Source organism: Enterococcus sp. FSL R5-0957 (assembly GCF_038008005.1).
Taxonomy (GTDB): Bacteria; Bacillota; Bacilli; order Lactobacillales; family Enterococcaceae; genus Enterococcus_B; species Enterococcus_B faecium.
Window position 1 is genome coordinate 1,251,375 of record NZ_JBBOYG010000001.1, and the last position, 24,066, is coordinate 1,275,440.

Genomic DNA, 24,066 nt, shown 5'->3' on the forward strand with positions numbered 1-24,066 from the left:
CTATGTTATGTTCTGACTTCTTTTATTATGTTAGAATAAACAGGTATAAATAGTGAAAATAAAGGAATGACAAGCAAGAGAAGGAGGAAAAAATGAAAAGAAGTGACAAGCACGGCAAAAATCGAACAGGCGCTTATATTGCCGGCGCAGTGATCTTAATAGCAGCTGCGGGTGGCGGTTATTTTTACTACCAGCACTATCAAGAAACCCAAGCAGTAGAAGCTGGAGAAAAGACAGTTGAGCAATTTGTCCAAGCTTTGAACGAGGGAGATTATAACAAAGCTGCAGAAATGGCATCAAAAAAGGCGGCAAATAAAAGTGCATTATCTGAAAAAGAGATCTTAGAGAAATACCAGAATATATACGGTGCTGCTGATGTCAAAGGACTTCAGATATCGAATCTAAAAGTAGATAAAAAAGACGATTCTACTTACAGTTTTTCATATAAAGCAAAGATGAATACCTCATTAGGTGAATTGAAAGATCTTTCTTATAAAGGAACATTAGACAAAAATGATGGTCAAACCACGATCAACTGGCAACCCAACTTGGTTTTTCCAGAAATGGAAGGAAATGACAAAGTAAGCCTGACCACACAAGAAGCAGCAAGAGGGAATATTATAGATCGAAATGGTGAACCATTAGCAACAACAGGCAAACTAAAACAATTAGGAGTCGTTCCAAGTAAACTTGGAGATGGAGACGAAAAAACAGCCAATATCAAAGCGATTGCTTCCTCCTTCGACTTAACAGAAGATGCTATCAATCAGGCGATTTCACAAAGCTGGGTACAACCCGATTACTTTGTCCCATTGAAAATCATTGATGGAGCAACGCCAGAACTTCCAGCTGGAGCTACCATTCAAGAAGTAGACGGCAGATATTATCCTTTGGGTGAAGCAGCTGCTCAGCTGATTGGTTACGTGGGAGATATCACAGCAGAAGATATTGATAAGAATCCAGAATTAAGCAGTAATGGAAAAATCGGTCGCTCAGGTTTGGAGATGGCTTTTGATAAGGATCTTCGTGGGACAACAGGTGGGAAATTAAGCATTACAGATGCAGACGGTGTAGAGAAAAAAGTTCTGATCGAACATGAAGTTCAAAATGGCAAAGATATCAAATTGACAATCGATGCGAAGGCACAAAAAACAGCTTTTGACAGTCTAGGAGGAAAAGCTGGATCAACTGTTGCGACAACGCCAAAAACCGGTGATCTTCTTGCGCTTGCTAGCTCTCCAAGCTATGATCCAAACAAAATGACAAACGAGATCTCACAAGAAGATTACAAAGCTTATGAAGAAAATCCTGAACAGCCATTCATCAGCCGATTTGCGACAGGTTATGCTCCTGGATCTACGTTTAAAATGATTACAGCAGCAATCGGTCTTGACAACGGCACTATCGATCCAAATGAAGTGTTGACGATCAACGGGCTTAAATGGCAAAAAGACAGTTCTTGGGGATCTTATCAAGTAACGCGTGTCAGTGATGTATCACAAGTAGACTTAAAAACTGCTTTGATCTATTCCGATAATATATATATGGCACAAGAAACGTTGAAAATGGGTGAGAAAAAATTTCGTACAGGCTTAGATAAATTCATTTTTGGTGAAGACCTTGATTTGCCAATTAGTATGAATCCAGCACAAATTTCTAATGAAGATAGCTTTAACTCAGATATCTTGCTAGCTGATACTGGATATGGACAGGGCGAACTTCTAATTAATCCTATCCAGCAAGCAGCAATGTATTCTGTTTTTGCCAACAATGGCACACTTGTCTATCCTAAATTGATTGCAGATAAAGAGACAAAAGATAAGAAGAATGTCATCGGCGAAACAGCAGTACAAACGATCGTGCCAGATCTGAGAGAAGTTGTGCAAGATGTAAATGGTACAGCACATTCTCTTTCTGCTTTAGGGATTCCGTTGGCAGCGAAAACTGGTACAGCGGAAATCAAAGAAAAACAGGATGAAAAAGGGAAAGAGAACAGTTTCTTGTTTGCTTTCAATCCTGATAACCAAGGTTATATGATGGTCAGCATGTTGGAAAATAAAGAAGATGATGATTCAGCAACCAAACGAGCACCGGAACTATTGCAATACCTCAACCAAAATTATCAATAAAAAATTGCTTTTTAAGTACAGTAAAAGGACTGTGGCGTTATCGTCACAGTCCTTTTTTCAAATAAACGGTTTTCACGATGTCTCTTTCACAACTTCTTTTTGATTTACTCACACTTCATAAACTTTTTTTGTAAAATATTTTAGAACAAGTGGAGAAATAAGTGTACTTAATAAAATCACGATAACTAAAGGTGAATAGTACTGTGGTTCGATCAATTGACTTTGCTGTCCAATTTGTAAAATGATCAAAGCCATTTCTCCACGAGAGATCATACCAGCACCGACCATCAATGAACTATGTTGAGAAAAACCGGCAATCTGAGCACCAAAATACCCTCCAAGCAATTTGGTCAAAATCGCTACAAGCGTCAATATAGAAATAAAGAGTAGTTGTTCACTAAAGTCAGAAAAATCAACTTCTAATCCTACACTGACAAAAAATACTGGTATAAATACTGCATATCCTAAAGCCTCTACATTGTGGTATACTTCTTCTTTAACCTTTGTCTGACTGACAGCTATCCCTGCAAAAAAAGCACCAATGACAGAGCTAAGCCCAACAAGATCCGCTACGTAAGACATTCCTAAACAAATAACTAGCGATACGATGATAATAGAAGAATTTGCGTACACTTTTTCTGCAAATGAAAGTAGGAAAGGCGCAATCCATTTGACTAATAAGAAAATAAAAACAAAATAAATTAGCTGTTCAATCAAAACAAGCGGTAAAGAAGCATTGCTAGAAGCTTCCCCCGTTAGAAAAGATAGGCTGAAACTTAGAACTAAAACGACTAAAATGTCATCTACCACAGAAGCACCCAAAATTGTTGATCCTTCTTTTGTATTCACTACGTTTAGTTCTTTTAATACTTCTACTGAAATACTGACAGAAGTTGCCGCAAGAATAATCCCAAAGAAAATCGCTTCATTTCCCGAAACTTGGAATGCTTCGCCTGTCAACCAGCCAAAAACAACCGGGAAGATGATCCCAAGCAAAGCAACGAACATACCAGGTCGGAAATATTTTTTCAAAAGAGATAAATCACTTTCCAGACCAGCTAAAAACATTAATAAGATCACACCAATCTCCGAAAAGTCATGGACTAGAATATCAGGTTTGACCCAATTCAATCCAGCTTGGCCTAGCAAAACACCAACAAGTAATTGTCCAATCACTGCTGGGATACCTAATCTCCGCGAGATATGTGAGCCAATCGTTGTTGAAATCAATATCAGGCATAAAATACCAATAAATTTCATTCTCATCATTCCTTTGTATAAAATATAGCCCGAACTTAGCATAACATACATTATTGAAAAAATAGGAAAATATACTCACAAAAAAACCAACAATCCAAAAGATTTTTTTGGATTGTTGGTTTTTATACGGTCTATTTTAATAACTAAAAATGATTAACGTATAGTCATTTTTCTTATTCTGATGAAATTGATAATCTCCTGGATGCCCATGAAAATCAAAATAAAGCCGAATATTTGGAATAGAAGCATCAAACTTTTGAATGGATTGAACAATAAGACGAATCCGCCAATCAACAACAGAATACTATAAACACTCCAACTTTTAGCTTTTGTATTCATGCTGAAGAACAACTGGAACAAGCTGTTGATGATAACAGCTAATCCAAGAAGAATCGGCAGGATAGAAACGATTGCAGGTGCAAAAGCATAGACGATCAGCGCTAAGATCAGGAAAAAAAGACCACTGAACAGACCGATACTCCAAGAACCTGTTTTTCTTTTAAAACGGTAAGCCTCAAAAAGATTCAACAATCCAAGTAAAACAAGATAGGCAGTGATCAGATAACCGATAAAATGAAAAACTGCCGATGGAGCAATTACGATCGCAATCCCAGAAATAATATAAACAGCAGCTCTTAATAAGGCGTATTTTTGAATATTTTGTTTAATCGTCTCAAACATATAAGAAAACCTCCTTTGACTTATTTTAACGTGAACTAGTCATTTTACCAAATTAAATGTTACAAAATGAGCGAAGGAGAAGAATATCTCTGGAAAAATCAACTTCTGAGGATCTTTTCCATTTTTTTGCCTTTTGCTAGCTCATCGATCATTTTATCTAAATAACGAATTTCTTTCATCAAGTTATCCTCGATGTCTTCTACTCGTACACCACAAACAACACCTGTAATCAAGGAACGTGAAGGATTGGGGACAGGGGCTTCCGCAAAAAATTGTTCGAAAGTCACTTGTTTTTGTAGTTGATATTCTAGTTCTGTTTGGGAATAACCCGTCAGCCAACAAATGATTTCATCTACTTCCTCTTTTATACGATCTTTTCTCTCCGCTTTTGCTACATACATAGGATAAACGCTTGCAAAACTTGTCGTAAAAATACGATTTTGCGCCATAATCAGTCACCTTTCTTTTTTCCGAGTAAACGGTGTTGTCCTGTCAACTCCTCGGTCACAATATTCAACAAACATGAGAAACTGTTTATTAAATTGTTCCTTGTGACTCGGAGCGAAACGGCAGGCTTACAACCTCTATCTGTCTTTTGTATAATCTTCATCGCTCAAGTGCGCATCAAATAATCGAAGGCTCCTAAAGCTGCAGTAGCTCCTGAACCCATTGAAACAATGATTTGTTTGTATGGACTATCTGTACAATCACCAGCTGCGAAAACACCGGGGATATTCGTCGCGCCATTTTTCTCAGTCACTATTTCATTTCTTGGGTTCATTTCGATTGTTCCATCTAGCCAATCCGTGTTAGGAAGTAAACCGACTAAAATGAATACACCTGAAACAGCTAGAGTATGTAACTCTTTCGTATGTTGATCGATATAGGAGAGAGATTCGACCTGATTCGACCCGCTGATTTCTTTCGTCGCTGCATTTTTGATAACAGTGACATTCGCAAGAGAAACTAGTTTATCCTGTAAAACTTGATCTCCTTTTAATTCGGGTAAGAATTCTAGAACATAAACATGTTTTGCTAACCCAGCTAGATCAATCGCTGCTTCAACACCAGAATTACCACCACCGATTACAGCAATCTCTTTTCCTTTAAATAAAGGGCCGTCACAGTGTGGGCAATAAGCAATTCCTTTATTTTTAAACTCTTTTTCGCCTGGTACATTGATAGAACGCCAGTGCGCACCTGTCGCGATGATTGCGGTTTTTGCTTTAAGTGATATACCGTTAGCTAAGCCAATATTAATAAAATGTTGCTCTTTATTTAAGGAAACGGCCTGTTGATTCATCATAATGTCGATAGGGTAACTACGCACATGACTTTCTACTTGCTGCATCAATTTTGGACCTTCTGTGTAAGGGGTACCAATCATATTTTCAATCCCGAGTGTTTCAACGATTTGTCCGCCGAAAGAATCAGCGACAAGTCTTGTACGTATTCCTTTACGTGCTGCATAGATAGCTGCACTACTAGCTGCTGGTCCACCGCCAATCACTAATACATCATAAGGTTCTTTTTCAAACAACTCTTCTTCAATCAAAGGGCCAGTGATTTTTTCAACAATTTGTTCGATCGTCATGCGTCCGCTACTAAATTCTTCTCCATTTAAAAACACAGTTGGCACTGCCATGATTTTTTTATCATCGATTTCTTTTTGGAACATCCCGCCTTCAATCATCGTATGAGTAATATTTGGATTTAATACAGCTAATATATTCAATGCCTGTACAACGTCGGGCAATTATGACAAGTCAAGCTAACATAACTGTCAAAATGCAATTTTTGTGTTATTTTTTTGATTTTAAGACTCAAAGATTCACTGATTTTCGGTGCCCGTCCACTAATTTGTAACATAGCCAGTAAAAAAGAGGAAAATTCATGACCGAGGGGGATACCAGCAAAAACGATTCCATTTTCTTTGCCAACTGGATTGATAGAAAAACTAGGTGTTCGCATCGAATCTCTTTTTTCCCAAGAGATTTTAGGAGACATTTCTGCTATTTCCTTCGTAAATTCAGCTAGTTTTTGACTATTTTCACTAGTATCCAAACTAACAGAAAAAACAATAGGAGATTCAATCAGTGCTAAATATTGTTCGAGATTTTGTTTAGTTTCTTTGTCTAACATATCCACCACCTAAATCTTTCCAACAAGATCAAAACTTGGTTTCAATGTTTCGCCACTTTCTTTCCATTTTGCCGGACAAACTTCACCTGGGTGGGTACGTACATATTGAGCAGCGCGAATCTTATCAATCAGTGCACTAGCGTCACGACCGATTCCATCTGCATTGATTTCCATAGCTTGAACGATTCCGTCTGGATCAATAATAAATGTTCCTCGCTGAGCTAATCCTTGCTCTTCATCCAAAACATCAAAAATACGAGAAATCTGATGAGACGGATCACCGATCATCACGTATTCGATTTTACCGATAGCATCTGATGTATCATGCCATGCTTTGTGAGTAAAGTGGGTATCGGTAGAGCAAGAAAAGACTTCAACACCTAAAGATTTCAATGTACTGTATTGTTCTTGTAAGTCTTCTAATTCAGTAGGACAAACAAAAGTAAAATCAGCTGGATAGAAGCAAAGAATACTCCAGTTCCCCATAAGATCTTTTTCACTGACTTCTAAAAATTCTCCTTGATGATAAGCATGTGCATTAAATTCTTCGATTTTTTTCCCAATCAATGACATAGTAAAACCTCCAATAATAATTATTTATTTATAATTATTGTAATTTAGTTGGAGTTGCAAAGTCAATGGATATTTTGTTATTTAATAAAGATTACTCAAAAACGAAGGTTAATTATAAAAATAGAAGAGGTCGCAAGAAAATGCTACTGCTGGAAATACTCGGGATAACGTTGAATAACAGTTTCCTGTTCTTTCAGCATCATGTGTAAGTGCAATCCCGTTTGAAATCGAGCTTCTTCTGGTTTTTTATCAACTAAAGCCTTGAGTAAATCATAATGTTGTTCCATGATCGTTTCCCATGGAAGCCCCTGAATGGTCACTCGTAACCAGCGGAAACGTTCTAAATGGGTATTATGGTCATCTAACCAGTTCCAAACTTCTTTTCTTCCTGCAGTTTCGAAACAAGCTTCATGAAATAAATTATCTGCACGGAAAAAAGCGCGTTCGTCATTTATTTTGACTGCTTTTTCTTGTTCTTCTAAAATCGTTTCTAGCACTATTCGTGTTTGTGTGTCCAATTTGGAACAACATTCAATCATGATTTGCTCTTCCAACTGTTCTCGGACAAAGCGAGCATTTTCTGCAGAAACAAGATTAATTTTTGAAACATACGTACCACTTTGAGGTATCGTATACACGAGTTCTTGCTGACGTAGTTGAATCAATGCTTCGCGAATGGGAGTCCGGCCGATAGCAAGATGTTCCTCCAGTGCCTTTTCAGATATTTTCCTTCCAGGTTCTAAGTCAGCATAGATAATTTGTTTACGAATCGCTTGATAAGCTTGAGATTGCAAGCTGCTTTTCATTTTTATACCTCCAAAATCATTTCTATGAACGTAGTATAACAGAAGAGGTCTGAAAAATAATCTGATATGTCACATTAACTAGGAAATTTGTATAAATAGTAAAATTTTGGTTGACATAGCGATTTTTATTGCATAAAATTCACTTGAATACAAAAACTAATATGTTAGTTTAGGAGGGGAAAAATGATTGATTTAAACAACTGGAGGAACTTTATTCCTGAATTATCTCAAAAAGAAGTAGAAATACCTCATTTTGACCGTGCATCATTAAGAGAAAATGGACAAAAAAATCCTGTCTGGATCCATTTCGGTGGCGGAAATCTTTATCGAGGATTTCATGCAGAAATCGCTCAACGTTTAGCGGATCTAGGCGAATTGTCCACTGGTGTCATTGTTTGTGAAACATTCGATGAAGAAATAATTGAAAGGGCTTACCAAGATTTTGATGATTTGATTCTTGAAGTGGTCATGCCAAGCAGTGGAGAGCTCGTCAAACGTATATTAGCTGCGACAGCTGACAGTCTGTATTGTCATCCAGATTGTTCTGAACACTTTGATAAGATGATTCGACACTTTGAAAATCCTAGTTTACAATTAGTTACTTTTGCTATTACTGAAAAAGGTTATCGATTGAAAGATACAAATAATAAATATATAGGACCGATTGCAGTCGATATAAAAAATGGTCCAAAGAAGCCATCACATACAATGAGTATTCTTGCTGCGCTACTTTATAAACGTTTTTTATCTGGAGCTTGGCCGATTGCACTTGTCTCTACAGATAATTTTTCACAAAACGGTAGTCAATTACGTACTTCTTTGCTAACAATCGCAAAAGAATGGCAAAAGGAAGGTTATGTACAAAATACATTTATCCAATACTTATCGAATGAAGAAATTGTTGCGTTTCCATGGACGATGATTGATCGTATCACCCCGAATCCTTCCTTGTCAGTTAGCAAAATGTTGGCAAAAGAGGGCTTTTCAAATATGTCGATTTTCCAAACCGCAAAAGGAAATAATATTGCTCCATTTGTCAATACAGAGGACATCCATTATTTAATCATGGAAGATCATTTTCCCAATGGACGTCCAAAATTCGAAAAAGCTGGGGTATTCTTGACTGATCGTGCAACGGTAGATAAAGCAGATACGATGAAGGTGACGACTTGCCTTAATCCTTTGCATACGTCTTTAGCTATTGTGGGTTGTTTACTGGGGTATAGGAGCATAGCTGAGGAGATGAAAGATCCAAATTTATCGCTGCTAGTTTCTGAAATCGGGTACAATGAAGGCCTCCCAGTTGTGGAGTCTCCAGGTATCATTGATCCAAAGATCTTTCTGGAAGAAGTAATTACTGTGCGCTTTTCTAATCCAAATATTCCTGATATGCCTCAGCGAATCGCCACGGATACCTCTCAAAAGGTGGCGATTCGTTATGGTGAGACGATTAAAAAATATATGGAAATAGAAGTTAAAGACCCGCAGACACTTGTATTCATACCATTGACTCTCGCTGCTTGGCTTCGATACCTCATTGGCATTGATGATCAAGGAAAACCATTCATCCCGAGTCCAGACCCACTATTGACAGACCTTCAGCATAAGCTTTCCGATATTCAACTGGGTACGCAAGATACATCACATATTCATGAGAAAATGGTTCCTATTTTGTCAAATAAAGAAATTTTTGGTGTAGATCTTTACCAAGCAGAGCTTGGCAGAAAAATAGAAGAAATGTTCATCAAGATGGTAGTAGGACCAAATGCCGTACGAAAAACATTACAGGATTACTTACAAGAACATGGAGGAAATTTATCATGGAAATGACTTTTAGATGGTACGGATCACAGGAAGAAAAGATTACCTTAGATGAAATCAGACAGATTCCTGCGGTCAAAGGGATTGTAGGCACATTGATGGATATACCAGTAGGAGAGGTATGGCCTAGGGAGAGGATCAAAGAACTAAAAGAAGAAATTGAGTCTCGTGGGTTAACACTAAAAGTAATTGAAAGCGTCAATGTGCATGATGCCATTAAAATTGGATTACCTTCCCGTGAGCAGTATATCGAAAACTATAAGCAGACAATCCGAAACTTGGCAGAATATGGAATAGAAGTCATCTGCTATAATTTTATGCCTGTATTTGACTGGGTGAAATCTGACCTTGACTACCGCTTAGAAGATGGCTCATCCACGTTAGCTTTTATATCTGATGATATTCCAGATGATCCAAGAGAAATCGTCGCGCGCATCGAACATTCCAGCAATGAATTTGAATTGCCGGGATGGGAACCTGAGCGCTTAGCTCATATCAAATCCTTGCTTGAAGCCTATGCATCAGTAGACGAAGAAAAACTTCGAGAAAATTTTGCCTATTTTCTCCAATCAATCATCCCAACATGTGAAGAGGTAGGGGTCAAAATGGCTGTACATCCAGATGATCCGCCATACTCGATTTTTGGATTACCTCGAATCGTAAAGAATCGAGAAGATTTAGATTGGTTGTGTCGCATAGTAGACAGCCCTTATAACGGAATCACTCTTTGTACAGGGAGTATTGCAGAAGATCCAGAAAATGATGTATATGGGATTTTAGCAGAATTTTGCCAAAGAGATCGAATCCCATTTGCACATGTTCGAAATATTAAATTTTTAGCTAATCGAGATTTCTATGAGGCACCGCATAAATCCGAATACGGTTCATTAGACATGTACCGCATACTAAAAACAATGTATGACAACGGATTTAACGGATACATCCGTCCTGATCATGGAAGAACGATCTGGGATGAGACAGGAAGACCAGGATACGGCTTATATGATCGAGCATTAGGTGCTGTTTATCTAAATGGATTATGGGAAGCAATCGAAAAAGGAAACAAAAGTAAAGATAATTAGTGAAAAAAACTGTAATTTTATTATGTAAATAAGAAGGATGTTCAAATTCTTGATACATAAATCCGGAGGTTGTTAATAAGCATTCGGATTTATGTATCTTATTTGGTCTAGGAAGTAACTTGATTTTCTTTTTTCGATTGATCCATGAGTGCTTCTTCTTTTAATTCAAAGATATATTCTAAGATCCTCATAATCACTTTTTTCCAGTCTTCTGGTGTGATGATTCCTTTTAAAATATAGATTTTTTTGATATGAGAAGGCAATTGTTTCAAAGGGCAGTCGCTGATAACGATGTTGCAGTTCTCCATAAAATCATTTTGTATTTTGATCGATTCATTTGAAAAAATTTGTTCTATCTTAACGATCAGATCTTTACTGATATAAAAATCACGCGTATAGTTCACACCAATCACAATTCGCGGCTGTTTTTTGTAGCGATCATACAAATGTACTAGGTCTTCAACCATCCATTGCACATTTTCCTTTTCTAAAATAACTGGTAACAAGTGTTGATTTTGTTCTCTGAAATCCATATAAAATTGTTCAATGGCGGTTTGGACTTCTTTCAATACGCTATGTTCTTGATAAAGCATGAAAGTAGGAAGGGGCGTATTTGGTTGATTGAAGTTAAGAAATCCATTATAAAGTTTATTTCGTGCGAATGCCAATGAGTAAAGAATCTTTTCTTTTTCAGGTATAAACAAATCAAATACAGTACAAAAGGACTCCACCATTTCTCTTGAATAAAGAACATGAGGAACGTTTGCTTTTTTTAAAAGTTTGTATTGCTCCAAGCTTGTTTCTTCCGATTCGATTTTCGTGATAGAAAGTCGAGCTAAAATATTCACTAAGATGCGTTGTTCGCGACAAATTGGCAGATTAGGTCGCAAAATATCTACAGAGGGATCAATAAAAAAGTCAATATATTCATACTCTGTGAATTCTTTTTGTACGTCTTTCACAGAAGTTGCAGGAAAATTCTCTTTACATATTTTTAATAGAAAATATAATTTATCTATCATACCGCTATTTAGTCGGTCAAGTACTTCTTTTTTAAAAAAAGTATTCATCATAAAAGCCACTACTTGCGGATCTTCATCATAAAATTCTGTAGCAGTACTTGAAAAGATGTTCCAATAAATATCTAATGCTGCATATTGAATTTGTACCTCTTTTCCAGAAAAAGACTTTCTGCCATTATTAGAAAAGGAGATAGACAAACCGTACAATGCTAAAAATGCATTAATCTTTTTCATTTTCGTATACAAATAAGAGGCACTATAGTTTGTTTGCTGACTTAAACTGATAATCGAATTTGTCTGACAGCTGAACAAAGAAGTCAAGATCTGATAACTGACTGATTCGTTGCAGTATCTTCCAAATAGACGATAATAGCAGTAAGCCGGATCAATTCCTTCAAAATTCAACTTTAAAAAAGGTTTTTGCTTATCAATATGCAGTTCTGTTAGATTGAGACGCTCAAAGTCTTGTTCTAATTCTTTGATGTATAGTAAAAAATTTGATTCAGACATATGGAAATGATCTGCTAAATATTGTGTAGTAATAAAGAAACGATGTTCAGATAGGAAAAGAAAAATATCTAATTTTGTATTGCTTTTTTTCTTCAAGAGAAACGTTTTAATCGCTTCTTGAGTTTACATGAAAGAGGCTCCTTTTTACTTAAATTGTTAAAACTTGAAAATATTACTGTTTTTTTCATAAATTTAGACAAAAAAACAGTAAACATATAGGTAGAATCTCTACTATCTTATTTCTTGCATACAAAAAAATCAAGGAGTGAGAGAGTTATGAGATATTCAACCATCTTAATATCAACATTTGCAGCCTTAAGCTTATCGCTTACTATAAATCAGACAGTCCACACAGAGGAGACAGAAACAGCCAAATGGACAGAAACCAAGTGGGCCAACGTCAATCGAATTACCTTTCAGGATGAATTTTCATCCTTCAATTCAGGAGTCGCAAAATTAAGAAAAGGACAAACAGCGACCATCAAAGCAAAAATTGACTATTCGGGAGACTTAGCACCTATACTACAATCAGCTGTTACATTTGAGAATGTTGATCCCGCTTTGTCGATTGGCTATGACGAGAACACTTTGACTATCCAACACAAGCAAGCGATATTTACCTTCACCGTTACATTAAATCAGGACTTGTTAAAACCAGCGCTTTTTACTGTCAAGGTATCAGATGGACTACCGAACGATCATCATCATTTAACGCCGTATAGTCAGCGGCAGACAATTGAGCAAGGTTCAGCCATCGACTCAGGAGGAGATCTTGTTGAAGAACCAACAGATAAACCAGAAAATGAAAATAAACCAGAAGTACCGCCTACAGAAAATCCAGACGGAGAACAGAAACCGGAAATAGAACCTGGAGAAGAACCCGATACAGAAACTCAACCAGAGCCAGACAATGAATCAAAACCTGAAATAACCCCTGGAGAAAAACTAGATGTAGAACCAGAAGAAAAACCAGATGTGACTCCAGAACCAGATACGGATTCTGGAAACCAAACAGTACCGGAAACAAATCCAGACACAGATAATGAAACTGAAAATCCAGAAAAACCAGAGGTAGATCCAGAAGAAAAACCAGATGTGACTCCAGAACCAGATACGGACGCAAGAGACCAAGGAATACCAGAAAAAATAAACAAAAAAACAATTCAAGAGGATGGAAAAAAAGAGAGTAAAAAATCAAATCTAGCAATTCTAAAAATAAATGAAGAGCAGCTGAATAAAAAATCACGAATATTTGATAGCGCCCAATCAGCTGAAACCTTAAAAAGTAGCAAGGATACAACCTTTGCTAGTCCTGAAACGAAAAATAAACAGCTACCAAAATCCGGAGAGTCACAAAACAAAGTTATACTGTGGAGAGGAATCATTCTATTAAGTATAGCAACAATGCTTTCTGCAAAAAGATTTAAACAAAACAGATCTCTCTAACATTTGAATAATGTCTGTGAACGCATTTTTCAAATAAAAAGAAATATCCAGAAAATGACCCCAAAATACCAGATTGAAATCTGATATTTGGGGTCATTCATACTTTATCTTTCTTCATATTTATTTTAAGGGATATCTGTTTCTTTTGGAAGATGGTTCGGGATCTTTTTCACTTTCAATACATCTAAAAAGAAGGTAAAGATCGGAATGCCGACAATCAAGCCCCAAACGCCAAAGAACCGTTCGCTAACAAGTAAGACCACAAATGTATAAAAAATCGGCAGTTCTGTTTTGCTGGACATCAACTTCGGATTCAGCACATAAGACTCAATTAGATGGACAATCAAAATCGTAATCAGGATATAAACAACATCTCGGATGCCTCCTTGGGAATAAGCTATGAAAGATAGAGGAATACAAGAAATGATAACACCTGCTACTGGGATCAGACTTAAAATGAAAATCATGATCGCTAAACTCAGCAGCTGATGAAAGCCAAATACAGCCAAGGCGATTGTAGTGAGCAACGTGTTTAAAAGAGCGATAACAAATTGAGCTTCTAATACCAAACCAAATGTATTGACAAACTTATCGGCAAAATAGTAAATATCTTGAAAGAACCAAGAAAATTCACTTTTTAAAAACAATCTTGAGAATACAATTGTTTTTTTCTTTTCAATCATAAAAAAGAAACTTAAGATGAATGACATAGCAAACGCCACTGCCATTTTTCCTATATCCTGTAAATAGCCAAGCGCAATCGAAGCGCCATTTTGAAGCTGTTCAAAAAAATCGTTTCGCTCAATATAAGTATGGATATATTGTAAAACAGGATCTGCATCTTTTGGCTGATGCTCGTAAAAATCAATAACGGACTGGATCATGTCAAATGTTTGATGAATAAGCATCGGGATATACTTTGTGAATGCCAGATAGATAAGGTAAACGATCAGTGTATAAATCATGATAGCTAAAACACCTGTAGGGATTCGGACAAATCGCTGAATGATTTGAACAAGATGAATCATCAAATAAGTAAAGATAAATGTGAGCAAAATGGTTGTAATCATACTTCTAACTAAGAAAAGAACAAAAACGACAAATAATAAAACAGTGAGACGGCGTATTTTTTCATTCGCCAAAAAACGCTGATAAACGGTCAAATCGACAACCTCCAAATAACAAAAAATAAACACGTTATTCATTATATGATGGAATATGAAAATAAGAAAGAGAAAGAGCAAAAAGAAAAACCGCTAAATGACGTTATCTTATGAGTTGGTTTTCCTCATAAAATCGTTCATCTAGCAGTTTCAGCCCTTTTTCTGGTCTTGATGAAAATTATCTAGCATTTTTCGGGTCAGATGTTGCAGTGTATCCAATTCTTCCTGTTCAAGTGGAAGATAAGACTTGATCTTTTGTGGAATACCTTCTGCTTGTTTTTGCAACGCAGCACCTTGAGCAGTCAGCGTAACATTTACGATTCTTTCATCACCCGTTTCACGCTGACGATTAATATAATTTTTTTCTGCTAACTTTTTTAGTAAGGGAGTCAGCGTACCAGAATCCAGACACAAATCATTTCCTAGCTCTTTCACTGAAGTCTTTTTCTTTTCCCATAAAACTAACATCACAAGATACTGGGTATAGGTAAGATTCAGCGGCTTGAGGAGGGGAGTGTAGTGTCTAATGATTTCCTTAGAGGCGGCATATAAAGGAAAACATACTTGATTAACTAAATATAGATCTTCCATTTTTCCACCTCCGCTGTTTTACTATAGTGTATCATAGCGGATTTACACAAAAAAGTCTATTCACTAACTGCTTTCAGAGTAACTTCTATATTTCCAGCTGTAGCTTTTGAATACGGACACACTTTATGCGCTGCCTCTAATAATTCTTGCGTTTCTTCCAGAGAAAGACCTTCGATAGATCCTTCAATCCCTACATCTAAGACAAAGCTCGTTTCACTTTCTGAATAAAGGGAAACTTGTGCACTGACAGTAGAAGCCCCAGAGATATTTTTTTGCTGTTTGATCAATTCTAATGCACTGTTAAAACATGCACTGAAACCAGCTGCAAACAATTGTTCAGGGTTGGTTGCATTTTCGACGCGTTTACCAGGAGCTGCAATATTCAATTCGAATGTACGATCGGGATTATGCACTTCTCCAGAGCGTCCGCCTGTGTTGATCATTTTCGTAGAATACATTTTTTTCATAAAATTACCACCTTTAATTATATTTTATACAATTGAATTTTACACAATATAATTGTGGAAAGCAAAGAAATGGATTGGCATAAGATAAATAAGAGAAAGCACATGAAACAGACGCGCTTTCTCGAATAGCAAACATATACAAAAAATATCAGAGACAAAAAATAATCTCATCATAAACATTACATATATTTCTCAAAAAGTTGTTTTCTTTCTTCAAAACTTACTTCACGATGGACCTGATGAAGCATCCATAAATAACCAAAAGGATCTCTGAACATTGAGTTAGTCACACCAAAGTCCATCATTTCTGTCATTTCTTGAATCTCTACACAGCCATTTCGTAATGCTTTATTATGTGTGTCCTCGATATCAGAGACGATGATATTGAACCAGATCGTATTTGGATGTTCAGCAGTAGGAGCAGTCAAACCAAGAGACGTGTTTTCATCCAGCATATGGAATCTCGTGCCATACAAGGTAAAAATGACTTCATTATTGCCTCTAGGGTAATCTGTTGCCTCAATCAGTTGTATTTCATCAAAGATTGTTTGATACAGTTCTAGTGCTTTCAAACTATCATTTAATACAAAATCGATTTCCGCTCCTTTATGCATAAAGATCTCCTCTCCTTTTCAGTCGAACAGTTACTAGATTCTTTTATTATACCAGCTAAAGAAAACGCATTCAAAAAAATAGCGGATTTACTTACCAACTCAATAGCGGATTTACTTACCAACTCATTCGATTGGATGATAAGTAAATCCGCGTCCCATTACTTCTGCTACGCTGCTGACAATGACAAAGGCACTTGGATCGATTTCTTCTATCAATGGTTTCATTTGGGAAAATTCATGATCAGTCACAACGATCAATAAAACCTCTTTTGACTTTCGATTATACCCGCCTTTTGCCTCTAGCAGGGTAAGGCCACGTCCAATCTCAGCACTTAAGCGAAGGCGGATGTCTTCCAAATAATGTTCACTCATGACCATAACAGATTTCTTTCGATTGATACCTGTTTCGATATAAGTCATGACAATTGAAGTGATTGCAATAGATAAAATAGCATAAAGAAACTCTTCTATTCCAAAAACAAACAGATTAAGAGAAACAACGAATGCGTCTGTAAAAAATAAGCCAATCGAAGTATTCAAGTGGAAATATTTTTTAAAAATGAGGGGAGGGATCGTCGTACCGCCGCTAGAAGAGTTGTTTTTATATAAAATCGCAACTCCTAAAGCAAAAATCGCACTTCCAAAAATGACAGACAACAACCGATCTGAAGTAATCATTGTTTCTGGAACTATTGCAATGATTAAAGGAAAAACCAAGCTTCCGAAAAGTACTTTAAAAAAGGGTTTTTTACCTAAAAATAGAAGAGCTAGTACCAACATAACGATATTCAACACTAAAATAACTATAGCTCGGTCAAAGCCTAAAGCAGCTTCCAGTAATATTCCTAGACCGCTGACACCTCCAGCAGCAATATGATGAGGCCCTAAAAACATATTGATAGCGACTCCTAATATGAAGAGGGCAAAAATAATCTTAATGTATGTCCATATAAATTGTCTCGTTTCTTTCATTTATCCACTTCCTTAATTCATTAATAATACTCTTATCTTATTATAACTTACTTTTCACCTTAAGTTAACTTTAATTAATAAAAAAATTAAGCTAGACTAAATTATTATGTTTCATTCTTCTAGAATATACTTCTACGTTAAAAACTGTTAAAAAACTTTTACTTTAGAAAATTGGAGAAATTGATCGCTTAAGATAAATTCAGGACACTAAATAGTACAGGAAGTAGACTAAAACTTTTAAAAGTTTTAAGTCTATCTATTTGGCAAGTTTAAAAAATAAAAATTCGGTATCAAAAAACTGTTACCGATAACATTTTTGAAAGCGTTGTCTTTTGCTTCTCTATCACTTATAGTGATGACGTCATATTAAAACACAAGGAGGAAATCAATGGATACAGCTGCAATTTATCATCGACCGGAAAGTGAATATGCATTTCTATATACGAATACAAGATTTCGTATTCGGCTTCGTACTAGGAAAAATGATATCAAAAAAGTATATGTGCTATGTGGAGATCCATATACCATAACAACTGAAAAATGGTATCAAAAACAACGACCAATGAAAAAATGTCTAAGTACCAATGTTCATGATTATTGGGAAATTGAAGTGACGAGCGAAACAAGGCGCTTACAGTATGCGTTCCATGTTGTTGGGGAAGATAACACGGACTGTTTTTACGGTGATCAAGGAATTTTTCCTTATCGAGAAAATGTGATTACTGAACCAAATTTTTATTTTCAAATACCTTATTTTCATCAAATCGATCGATTCACTATTCCAGAATGGGTAAAAGAAACAGTATGGTATCAAATTTTTCCCGAAAGATTTGCAAACGGGGACAAAGCAAATGACCCCGAACACACTTTACCTTGGGGAAGTAAAGATCCAGATCGAGAAGACTTCTTCGGGGGAGATTTGCAAGGTGTGATGGATCATTTGGATTACTTGACGGACCTTGGCATCAATGGCATCTATTTTTGTCCCATATTTAAAGCCACATCCAATCATAAATACGATACGATTGATTATTATGAGGTGGATCCCGCTTTTGGCGATAAAAAACTTTTAAAAAACTTGATTGATGAAGCACATAAAAGAGGGATACGTATCATGTTCGATGCTGTATTCAATCATATGGGTGTCCATTCACCACAGTGGCAAGACGTTCTCAAAAACGGAGAAAAATCGATCTATAAAGACTGGTTCCACATCCGTTTTTTCCCAGTAGATTCTTATCAGATGACTGACTTACCAGAAACTGCTGAAAATATCCCATATGATACTTTTGCTTTTACTCCATTCATGCCGAAATTAAATACAGCAAATCCAGAAGTGCAAAAATATTTGCTGGATATCGCAACTTATTGGATAAAAGAATTCGATATTGATGGATGGCGTCTTGATGTTGCTAATGAAGTCGATCATCATTTTTGGAAAAAATTCAGAGAAGCAGTTACAGAAATCAAACCAGACATCTATATACTTGGAGAGATTTGGCATTCCTCTCAAGCTTGGCTGCAAGGGGATGAATTCCATGCAGTGATGAATTATGCATTTACAGATTCGATTAAAGATTATTTTGCAAAAAAGAAAATCACAGCTTCACAAATGGTCAGTGGAATGAATCATCAGCAAATGCTTTACAGAGATCAGGTGAACGAAGGAACATTCAACTTATTAGATTCTCATGATACTGCCAGGATCTTGACCCTTTGCCAAGGTAACAAAGAATTGATGAAGTCTGTGATGGCCTTTATGTTTCTTCAAAAAGGGTCTCCTTGTATCTATTACGGGACAGAAATAGGGATGACTGGTGAAGATGACCCGGATTGCCGCAAATGTATGATATGGGAGAAGGAGGAACAAGATCTAGAGCTATTCGGTTTTATAAAAGAACTTGTTTCTCTAAGGAAACAGTTGTCTAAGATTATTTCTGAAGGTTCTACTCAGTGGCTAATAGTAAATGATCGTGAAGATAAGCTCTATTTCACACGGGAACTAGAGGGACAGATCATCTATGTTTACTTTAATCAGTCAAAAGAACCTTGGGTAGTAGAACAGGAAAATGAGGTGATTCTTAGTCAAAATTGTCAGTTGTTAGAAGACGGGAAAGCAGAGATACGACAATACGGATTTTTGATCATGTGTTGAAAACTGTTACCGGTAACAAAAAGAAAGCGTTTGCAAATGAAGATTTGTGCACATTATAATAAGGGTGTAACAGCACGTTGAATACACAGGAGGAAATGAAGATGAAAAAAAGAAGTGTGAAACAGTTGGGTTTAGGGTTAATCTCTTTAGGAATCTTAGGCGGATTAGCGGCTTGTGGCAATGGTAACTCTTCAGCAGAAGGGGAAGCCGATGAAGGAAAAACGTTAACAGTTTCCGTTGATTCTGGATATAAAGATTATATAAACGAAATAAAAAACACTTTCGAAAAAGAAAACGATGTGAAAATCAAGCTAGTAGAAAAGGACATGTTCGATCAGTTGGAATCATTAGCGTTAGATGGGCCTGCTGGAAAGGGACCTGACGTTATGATGGCAGCATATGACCGGATCGGTGCGTTAGGACAGCAAGGACATCTGGCGGAAGTAAAACTGGGAAATGAAGCAGCTTACGATGAAACAGACAAAGCCCAAGTGACTTATGATGGAAAAATCTACGGAGAACCTGCAGTAATCGAGACCCTTGTTTTGTACTATAACAAAGATTTAGTCGATACAGCACCATCAACGTTTAAAGATTTGGAGAATCTATCCAAAGACAGTCGTTTTGCTTTTGAGTCAGAAGCAGGAAAAAATACAGGATTTTTAGCTAAATGGACTGACTTTTATTATTCCTATGGTTTAATTGCAGGTCACGGTGGCTATGTATTTGGTGATGATGGTACAAATCCTTCAGATATCGGTTTGAATAATGCAGGTGCTGTAGAAGGAATCTCTTATGCAACAGATTGGTTCAAAAATGTTTGGCCAAAGGGAATGCAAGACATAAAAAGTGCAGGAGACTTCGCCAGCCAGCAATTCATGTCCAATAAAACTGCAGCAATCATTGACGGTCCATGGCAAGCGCAGACATACAAAGAAAACAATATCAATTATGGTGTAGCTAAAATCCCTACTCTAAATAATGGACAGCCTTATCAACCGTTTGGCGGAGGAAAAGGATGGGTAGTCAGCAATTATGCTAAAAACAAAGACCTCTCTCAAAAATGGCTTGATTATGTAACGAATCAGGAAAATCAAGAAAAATTCTTTGAAATGGTAAATGAAATCCCTGCAAACCAACAAGCTAGGGAAACAGCAAAGGCTAAAAACGATGAATTAACAACAGCTGTGATTGAACAATATGAAACAGCTCAAGCGATGCCAAACATCCCAGAAATGGGCGAAGTTTGGACAGGTGCAGAAAACTTGATGTTCGATGCAGCATCAGGTTCAAAAACACCAAAAGAATCCGCAGATGAAGCAGTAAAAACAATCAGTGAAGCCATAGAACAAAAATACTGATTAAAATGATAACCGTCCATTTTTATAAAAAATGGAACAGGTGCTTCAGATAAAAGTGGCAAGAGCGAGATGGAAAATTATCTTGCTCTTGTTGCCATTATCTTAAAAGCAGTTTGCGGTTTAGCAAGTTTAGAGGGGGCATTCAGATGCAGCAAGATAAAACAAGCAATATCAACGAAAAAAAAATCACGCTTTGTTCACTTATTCCAGGGATGGGGCAGTTTGTAAATGGCCAAGCTTTTAAAGGTATCGTTTTTTTCGCCATATTCGTCCTATTCATTGGTCAGATGCTTCTGGGCGGATTTCATGCATCGGTAGGATTGGTTACTTTGGGAAGTATACCAATGGAAGATCATTCATTATTTATTTTGATTGAAGGCACTTTGCAATTCATCATTACAATCATTTTCTTGATTTTTTACGGTTTGAATCTTTTAGACGCTTATCGAGTAGCGAAGATGCGTCAAGAGGGCAAAAAAATCAATCGGACGATGAAGGAAGTCATACATAATATAGGTGATGAAGGTTTTCCTTATCTATTGACACTTCCCGCTTATCTTCTCATGATTTTTACGATCATTTTCCCAGTCCTAGTTACATTGTTCACTGCATTTACTAATTATGACTTCAATCATATTCCACCAGCCAGTTTGATTGATTGGGTAGGGGCTAAAAACTTTTTTAGTATCTTCTTTTTAAGCTCATATCGTAATACTTTTTTTGCAGTCTTTTCGTGGACCGTGATTTGGACTTTATGTGCAACAACTTTGCAAATCACCCTTGGTATTCTCACAGCGGTTGTTGCTCACCAGAAATTTATTAAATTCAAACGTATTTTCGGTATCATTTTCTTATTACCATGGGCGGTCCCAGCTTTTATTACTATCATGAGTTTTTCGAATATATTCAACGACAGCGTAGGAGCCATCAATACTCAAGTGATTCCTTTCCTAAACCAGCTTCCTTTTGTAGATATCAGTGCAATCTCTTGGAAAACAGATCCCAACTGGACGAAAGTAGCAATTATCTTAGTGCAGGGCTGGTTAGGATTTCCCTATATCTATGTGATGGTTACAGGAATCTTACAATCGATTTCAGAAGACTTATATGAAGCAGCAAAAATCGACGGAGCAAATGCATGGCAGCGCTTTTCAAACATCACGCTTCCTGCTGTCTTCCTAGTGGCAGCGCCAACATTTATTACACAGTATACGGGGAATTTCAATAATTTCTCCATGATCTATCTGTTTAACAATGGTGGTCCCGGAAGCGTAGGCGGAGGAGCTGGTTCTACTGATATTCTTATTTCCTGGATCTATAAACTTACGACTGGAACTTCTCCGCAATATTCTATGGCTTCAGCAATCACGTTGATTATCTCCATCATCGTTATCTGTGTGTCATTGCTGGTATTTAAAAAGACAAATGCGTTCAATATGGGGGATTAACAATGAAAAAATTTCATTCGAGTGCTCGATTCCAAAAACGACTTTCTCACTTTTTTACTTACTTTTTTCTTTTAATACTGTCAGTCATTATCATCTATCCGCTTTTGATCACAGCAAGTACTGCCTTCAAGTCAGGAAATATTGCAGCTTTTAGTTTAGATCTTTCAAGTGACTGGACTTTAGGAAACTTTACTCGGCTATTCAGTGAAACACTTTACGGGACTTGGTATAAAAATACGTTAATCATCTCTGTCCTAACGATGATCGTACAAGTAACTGTAGTAACTTTAGCTGGCTATACGTATAGCCGTTATCGTTTTATCGGCCGCAAATCAAGTTTGATGTTCTTTTTAGTGATTCAGATGGTACCGACTATGGCAGCATTGACTGCCTTTTATGTCATGGCTTTCCTATTAGAGGCGCTAGATAAGTACTGGTTCTTGACAATGATCTATATAGGCGGTGGAATTCCAATGAATACTTGGCTGATGAAAGGATACTTTGACACTGTACCAATAAATTTAGATGAATCTGCTAAACTTGATGGGGCAGGGCATTTCAGGATTTTTTTCCAGATTGTATTACCGCTTGTCAAACCGATGCTCGCCGTTCAAGCATTATGGGCTTTTATGGGACCTTTTGGGGATTTCATGTTAGCTGAGTTCCTGCTTCGAACACCTAAAAATCAGACCGTTGCTGTCGGCTTACAAACATTTATTTCTGATGTGACAAACCAAAGAGTCTCTCTTTTTGCTGCTGGGGCAATTTTGATTGCACTACCGATTTGTCTATTATTCTTCTTTTTACAAAAGAACTTTGTTACCGGCCTGACATCTGGCGGAACAAAAGGATAGGAGCAGAGTATCATGCAAACATTTCCGTTAAACTATTTTTCCGCATTACGTACGCCAACTCAAGTGTTTGCGGGACGCAAACTATTATCATGGCCTAAATTTTTCTTGATATTTGTATTTTTAGTTTCCTTGATGGTCATGCCTGTGACTCTTTTTTATGCCAATCAGATCCAAGCGATTCCATTAGAACAATTTCTATCCGTTCATTCGCTGATCGATGAACAAGGAACCAAAAAATTTTCTGAACTTGAATTATCTGAAACTGGGTTACAATCATCGCAACAAACGATAGCTGTGACCCCTGAAATTTTGGTAGGTGTGTCTTTATCTGAGAAACAACAATCCGATCATGGAACTTTTATTGATTTTGAAAAGGAACAATGGGTGATCCAACAAAAGGATAAATCTGGTATACGCCGCTATACGATGAATTATAGCCCATCTTTCCAACCAGATTCTGTACGTACGCCCGAAGATTTCCAACGATTTTTAGAAAGAGAATTTTATGCCAGTAATCGTCCAACAATCATTTTATCTTATAGTTTAAGTCTTGGTCTTGTCCTATTTGTCATGACGAGTCTCATTTTATTCGGGGCTTCCTTTTTCTTGTGGATGACAAGAAAAAGCCAACTTTCATCCATTCATACATTCAAAGAGAGTGCAAATTTGATGCTGAATGTTATGGGAATAGGTTCCATGGCAGCAGCAGTTGTAGGGTTTATCCACTTTGACTTTATCTTGATGCTAAGTGTCCAAACAACGATAACTGTCTTGCTGCTTTTATGGGTTTTTGTCAAAACAAGATTCAAAGATAAGCGTGTCGAATGACAAGTTTAAGCGATTTATGCGACAATGAATGTGAAAAAAATGAAAAATAAAGTAGTTTTTGAAAAATTTCTGAAAAAATTAAACTTCTTAGTTGATTCTTTTCTTTTTTAGTATTAACGTAATAGGGTAGTTTTTTTAAGG

General features: G+C 36.7%; 20 protein-coding genes and 1 pseudogene. 9 read left to right on the plus strand and 12 right to left on the minus strand.

Annotated elements, in window-relative coordinates:
• Positions 1-92: 92 nt before the first annotated feature.
• Positions 93-2,129 carry a penicillin-binding protein PBP4(5) gene (pbp4, locus tag MKX69_RS06055; protein WP_341009310.1) on the plus strand — a complete coding sequence of 679 codons (2,037 nt, stop codon included), beginning with the start codon at positions 93-95 and terminating at the stop codon, positions 2,127-2,129.
• A 108-nt stretch (positions 2,130-2,237) separates the two neighbouring features.
• On the opposite strand, the gene MKX69_RS06060 is transcribed toward pbp4, so the two are convergent.
• The 6 genes and pseudogenes from MKX69_RS06060 to MKX69_RS06085 all read right to left on the minus strand — a co-directional run bounded on the left by MKX69_RS06060 (position 2,238) and on the right by MKX69_RS06085 (position 7,591).
• A complete protein-coding gene (locus MKX69_RS06060; protein ID WP_341009313.1) occupies positions 2,238-3,389 on the minus strand; it encodes a cation:proton antiporter in 1,152 nt (383 codons plus the stop codon).
• A 153-nt stretch (positions 3,390-3,542) separates the two neighbouring features.
• Entirely contained in the window at positions 3,543-4,070 is a 528-nt protein-coding gene (locus tag MKX69_RS06065) for a DUF308 domain-containing protein (protein WP_002298468.1), read from the minus strand.
• Between the two features lie 98 nt (positions 4,071-4,168).
• Positions 4,169-4,519, minus strand: a complete 351-nt coding sequence (locus tag MKX69_RS06070; protein ID WP_002288180.1) for a DUF2200 domain-containing protein — start codon at positions 4,517-4,519, stop codon at positions 4,169-4,171.
• Positions 4,520-4,683: 164 nt separating this feature from the next.
• Positions 4,684-6,212, minus strand: a pseudogene (ahpF, locus tag MKX69_RS06075) (alkyl hydroperoxide reductase subunit F).
• 9 nt (positions 6,213-6,221) lie between these two features.
• Entirely contained in the window at positions 6,222-6,785 is a 564-nt protein-coding gene (ahpC, locus tag MKX69_RS06080; protein ID WP_002288178.1) for an alkyl hydroperoxide reductase subunit C, read from the minus strand.
• Between the two features lie 143 nt (positions 6,786-6,928).
• The gene (locus tag MKX69_RS06085; protein ID WP_341009315.1) at positions 6,929-7,591 is read right to left on the minus strand and encodes a GntR family transcriptional regulator; all 663 of its coding nucleotides are present in this window, start codon (positions 7,589-7,591) and stop codon (positions 6,929-6,931) included.
• A gap of 183 nt (positions 7,592-7,774) precedes the next feature.
• Between MKX69_RS06085 and MKX69_RS06090 the strand changes: the two genes are divergently transcribed.
• Both MKX69_RS06090 and uxuA read left to right on the plus strand, forming a co-directional pair.
• Positions 7,775-9,421: a mannitol dehydrogenase family protein gene (locus tag MKX69_RS06090; RefSeq protein WP_341009316.1), complete on the plus strand. Its 1,647-nt coding sequence runs from the start codon at positions 7,775-7,777 to the stop codon at positions 9,419-9,421.
• A complete protein-coding gene (uxuA, locus tag MKX69_RS06095; protein WP_341009317.1) occupies positions 9,412-10,494 on the plus strand; it encodes a mannonate dehydratase in 1,083 nt (360 codons plus the stop codon). Before MKX69_RS06090 ends, uxuA begins: the two co-directional genes overlap by 10 nt.
• Before the next feature lie 107 nt (positions 10,495-10,601).
• On the opposite strand, the gene MKX69_RS06100 is transcribed toward uxuA, so the two are convergent.
• A complete protein-coding gene (locus tag MKX69_RS06100) occupies positions 10,602-12,122 on the minus strand; it encodes a helix-turn-helix domain-containing protein (protein ID WP_445666851.1) in 1,521 nt (506 codons plus the stop codon).
• Between the two features lie 180 nt (positions 12,123-12,302).
• Here MKX69_RS06100 and MKX69_RS06105 point away from each other — a divergent pair, with 180 nt between their 5' ends.
• Positions 12,303-13,472 carry an LPXTG cell wall anchor domain-containing protein gene (locus MKX69_RS06105; RefSeq protein ID WP_341009319.1) on the plus strand — a complete coding sequence of 390 codons (1,170 nt, stop codon included), beginning with the start codon at positions 12,303-12,305 and terminating at the stop codon, positions 13,470-13,472.
• A gap of 125 nt (positions 13,473-13,597) precedes the next feature.
• On the opposite strand, the gene MKX69_RS06110 is transcribed toward MKX69_RS06105, so the two are convergent.
• The 5 genes from MKX69_RS06110 to MKX69_RS06130 form a co-directional block, all read right to left on the minus strand.
• Positions 13,598-14,677 (minus strand): AI-2E family transporter, encoded by a 1,080-nt coding sequence (locus MKX69_RS06110; protein WP_002288167.1) that lies wholly within the window; start codon positions 14,675-14,677, stop codon positions 13,598-13,600.
• A gap of 108 nt (positions 14,678-14,785) precedes the next feature.
• A complete protein-coding gene (locus tag MKX69_RS06115; protein ID WP_002301992.1) occupies positions 14,786-15,226 on the minus strand; it encodes a MarR family winged helix-turn-helix transcriptional regulator in 441 nt (146 codons plus the stop codon).
• A 56-nt stretch (positions 15,227-15,282) separates the two neighbouring features.
• The gene (locus tag MKX69_RS06120; RefSeq protein WP_341009322.1) at positions 15,283-15,693 is read right to left on the minus strand and encodes an organic hydroperoxide resistance protein; all 411 of its coding nucleotides are present in this window, start codon (positions 15,691-15,693) and stop codon (positions 15,283-15,285) included.
• A gap of 179 nt (positions 15,694-15,872) precedes the next feature.
• Complete coding sequence (locus MKX69_RS06125; RefSeq protein ID WP_341009325.1) at positions 15,873-16,307, minus strand: VOC family protein; 435 nt, start codon at positions 16,305-16,307, stop codon at positions 15,873-15,875.
• 123 nt (positions 16,308-16,430) lie between these two features.
• Complete coding sequence (locus tag MKX69_RS06130; protein ID WP_341009326.1) at positions 16,431-17,279, minus strand: YitT family protein; 849 nt, start codon at positions 17,277-17,279, stop codon at positions 16,431-16,433.
• 388 nt (positions 17,280-17,667) lie between these two features.
• Between MKX69_RS06130 and MKX69_RS06135 the strand changes: the two genes are divergently transcribed.
• The 5 genes from MKX69_RS06135 to MKX69_RS06155 all read left to right on the plus strand — a co-directional run bounded on the left by MKX69_RS06135 (position 17,668) and on the right by MKX69_RS06155 (position 23,925).
• A complete protein-coding gene (locus MKX69_RS06135) occupies positions 17,668-19,434 on the plus strand; it encodes a glycoside hydrolase family 13 protein (RefSeq protein ID WP_341009328.1) in 1,767 nt (588 codons plus the stop codon).
• Positions 19,435-19,535: 101 nt separating this feature from the next.
• On the plus strand, positions 19,536-20,795 hold the full coding sequence (locus tag MKX69_RS06140) for an extracellular solute-binding protein (RefSeq protein WP_002301997.1): 1,260 nt from the start codon (positions 19,536-19,538) through the stop codon (positions 20,793-20,795).
• Positions 20,796-20,941: 146 nt separating this feature from the next.
• Positions 20,942-22,243, plus strand: coding sequence for a carbohydrate ABC transporter permease (locus MKX69_RS06145; RefSeq protein WP_341009331.1), 1,302 nt, complete (start codon positions 20,942-20,944; stop codon positions 22,241-22,243).
• Positions 22,244-22,245: 2 nt separating this feature from the next.
• Entirely contained in the window at positions 22,246-23,097 is an 852-nt protein-coding gene (locus tag MKX69_RS06150; protein WP_341009333.1) for a sugar ABC transporter permease, read from the plus strand.
• A gap of 12 nt (positions 23,098-23,109) precedes the next feature.
• On the plus strand, positions 23,110-23,925 hold the full coding sequence (locus MKX69_RS06155) for a maltodextrose utilization protein MalA (RefSeq protein WP_002301999.1): 816 nt from the start codon (positions 23,110-23,112) through the stop codon (positions 23,923-23,925).
• Positions 23,926-24,066: the final 141 nt, after the last annotated feature.